We start from the raw sequence: 2,706 nt of genomic DNA, 5'->3' as shown, positions 1-2,706 counted from the left end.
GCTTAAGAGCTACGGACTTTCCCGAGCCGGATAAGCCGCTAATCAGGACGATTTTCATGATTTTGTTCGTTTTCTTTGAGTTGTGTTTGGTGACGTTCGAGAAATTCTTTGGTGCTGTCTTTACCACGCAATTGAAGGATGTAATTGCGTACTGCAGCTTCAACCAATACTGCTAAGTTTCGACCGATTGCAACAGGCAGGGTAACGGAACGGACGCTGACGTTGAGGATAGATTCTGTTTCGGTACGGATGCTCAATCGATCAAGTTGTTTCATATATCCGTCGTCGGCCGGAACCAAATTGATAATCAGCTGGAGGATTTTTTTCGGACGGATAGAGGTTTCGCCAAAAATATGGCGGATATTAAGTATGCCCAAACCGCGTACTTCGAGGAAATCACGCAGCATAGGCGGGCAACGGCCTTCCAGCATTTCCGGGCCGGTACGGAAAAGTTCGACCGCATCATCGGCAATCAGGCTGTGGCCGCGCGAAATCAGCTCCAATGCCAATTCGCTCTTACCCAAGCCGGATTGTCCGGTAATGAGTACGCCCACTTCAAATACATCCAAAAATACGCCGTGCTTGATGGTGGAAGTTGCCAATGTCCGTTGCAGATAAATCCGCAAAACGTCCATCAGGTGCGGGCTTTCCTGTTTGGAAGTCAGCAAGGGGATACTGTTGGTATGGCAATAATCGCGCAATTTGGGCGATACCGGCAAGCCGTTGGCGACAATGACCAAAGACATGGGGATGTCGAAAAGCTCTCCGAAATCGTAGTTGAGCTCGCCCGACTCCAAGCGGCGCAAATATTCGGCTTCAGCTACGCCGACAACTTGAATTTGGTTGGGATGGATAAAGTTTAAGTGGCCGACCAAGGCCAAGACGGGTTTATCGGCTTCGACACCGATACGGTTGTCCGCGCCAGAATTGCCGGCAGCCCAAGCAAGTTCGAGTTTGTGCTGATTGTCGGAAAACAGGCGGCGGACGGATATGCTGGGCATGAATTACTCTTCGGTCAGAAGTGTGCGTACTTCTTCGGCAGAAGTTGCGGCCATTAATGCTTCACGGATGGCTTTTTGAGAGAATCTGCCGGCCAGTTTGGACAAGACTTCCAAATGTTCGCCGGTAGCGTTTTCAGGCACAAGCAGGATGAAAATCAAGGAAACGGGTTTGCCGTCGGGCGCATCAAAGGCAACCGGCTCTTTGGTGCGGATAAACGCACCGGTGGCTTTTTTCACGCATGCGTGACGGCCGTGAGGAATCGCCACCCCCTGCCCCAAACCGGTCGAACCAAGCTTTTCACGGGCAAACAGGCAGTCGAACACGTTGGTATTCGGTAATTCTGCTTCATTCTCCAGCAGCTGGGCGGCCTCTTCAAACAGACGCTTTTTGCTGCTGACTTCCAAATCCAAAACGATATGGGACAAAGGTAAAATTTCGCCAATCAGGCTCATGTGTATCTCTTTTAAATGTCGCAAAACAATAGGATTGTACCGATTGTCGGTGCAAATCTCAATCCTGAAGGCGTAATTTACACTCGCCCTGCTAACATTTTCCATGTTGTTCTTGATATTTTTTAACGAGCTAAAAATAATCCAACTGCTTGCTTATATTGAATTTAAAGTAAAAATGCTATCAATAGCCAAACTATGATTCAAATGAAAAGGGGTATGCCCGGCATACCCCTTTTCCCCTTCTTTTCAGACGGCCCCAACTTCTTTTTTTAAAACAGTTTGGAAACCAAAAATACCCAGAAATAATGGCAGACCAATCCGCAAAACCACGCCAAACCGATGCGGTTATTGGCCAAAAACGTTTGGAAGCACAACTGGCGATTGCGCGTACGGATGACAACATATTGCTGATACTGCCAATAAACAGTTATCGGCAATATCAACCAATACGGCCAAGTTGCACCGATTTTGATACCCAACACCGCCATCAATACCGTAAACCAAAAATGGCAAAGCATAGAGGCAGTAATGTCGTGATGGCCAAATGTGATTGCCGAAGTTTTAATGCCAATTTTCAAATCGTCTTCTTTGTCCGCCATGGCATAAATCGTGTCGTAAGCCAACGTCCATAAGGCATTGGCGGTAAACATCAGCCACGCTTCGGAAGGCACTCGGCCTTGCACGGCGGCAAAGGCCATGGGAATGCCGAACGAAAATGCCAGTCCTAAATAAAACTGCGGCAACGGGAAAAAGCGTTTGGTAAAGGGATATGTGATGGCCAGGAACAAGGCCGGAAGGCTCATCAGCCAAGTAAAGCGGTTGAGCTGCACCAAGCATAAAGCTGCCATCAGACACAACATGACGGTCAAAAGCAGCGCTTCGATTTTAGAAACCAAACCTTTGGCAAACGGGCGGTTTTTAGTGCGCTCTACTGCACCGTCAAAATTGCGGTCGGCAAAGTCATTTACCACGCAACCTGCGCTGCGCATCAAAAATGTGCCTGCGCTAAAGGCAAGAAAAATATCCGCGTCAGGAACGCCTTTAGACGCAATCCACAATGCCCAATAAGTCGGCCACAGCAAAAGCAGTGTGCCAATGGGTTTGTCGACGCGCATCAGTTTGGCGTATATCACCATCCGTCCGACAGCGTAACGCGGTAGAAATTGTAGAAAAAAGCGCCTTATGTTCATTGATTTAATGTGTCGTTGTTTATGTGTCGATTCGGAAGGAAAGGCTTTTTAGAGCCTTAGCT

General features: G+C 48.2%; 3 protein-coding genes. All 3 read right to left on the bottom strand.

From position 1 onward, the window contains the following. Positions 1–38: 38 nt before the first annotated feature. The 3 genes from hprK to ubiA all read right to left on the bottom strand — a co-directional run bounded on the left by hprK (position 39) and on the right by ubiA (position 2,644). Positions 39–1,001 carry an HPr(Ser) kinase/phosphatase gene (hprK, locus tag ACTHUM_RS11315; RefSeq protein WP_003747372.1) on the bottom strand — a complete coding sequence of 321 codons (963 nt, stop codon included), beginning with the start codon at positions 999–1,001 and terminating at the stop codon, positions 39–41. A 3-nt stretch (positions 1,002–1,004) separates the two neighbouring features. After that, on the bottom strand, positions 1,005–1,454 hold the full coding sequence (ptsN, locus tag ACTHUM_RS11310; RefSeq protein WP_039862228.1) for a PTS IIA-like nitrogen regulatory protein PtsN: 450 nt from the start codon (positions 1,452–1,454) through the stop codon (positions 1,005–1,007). Positions 1,455–1,723: 269 nt separating this feature from the next. Then, the gene (gene ubiA, locus ACTHUM_RS11305) at positions 1,724–2,644 is read right to left on the bottom strand and encodes a 4-hydroxybenzoate octaprenyltransferase (RefSeq protein WP_070843283.1); all 921 of its coding nucleotides are present in this window, start codon (positions 2,642–2,644) and stop codon (positions 1,724–1,726) included. Positions 2,645–2,706 lie beyond the last annotated feature (62 nt).

The sequence above is a fragment of the Neisseria sp. P0021.S006 genome (assembly GCF_051956895.1).
Note: the sequence above shows the minus strand (reverse complement) of the source record. Positions and strands in the feature narration are given on the sequence as shown.

What these genes read in the sequence shown, in the direction of transcription:
- ubiA (WP_070843283.1), bottom strand. Translation starts at nt 2,644, where the DNA reads ATGAACATAAGGCGCTTTTTTCTACAATTTCTACCGCGTTACGCTGTC.
- ptsN (WP_039862228.1), bottom strand. Translation starts at nt 1,454, where the DNA reads ATGAGCCTGATTGGCGAAATTTTACCTTTGTCCCATATCGTTTTGGAT.
- hprK (WP_003747372.1), bottom strand. Translation starts at nt 1,001, where the DNA reads ATGCCCAGCATATCCGTCCGCCGCCTGTTTTCCGACAATCAGCACAAA.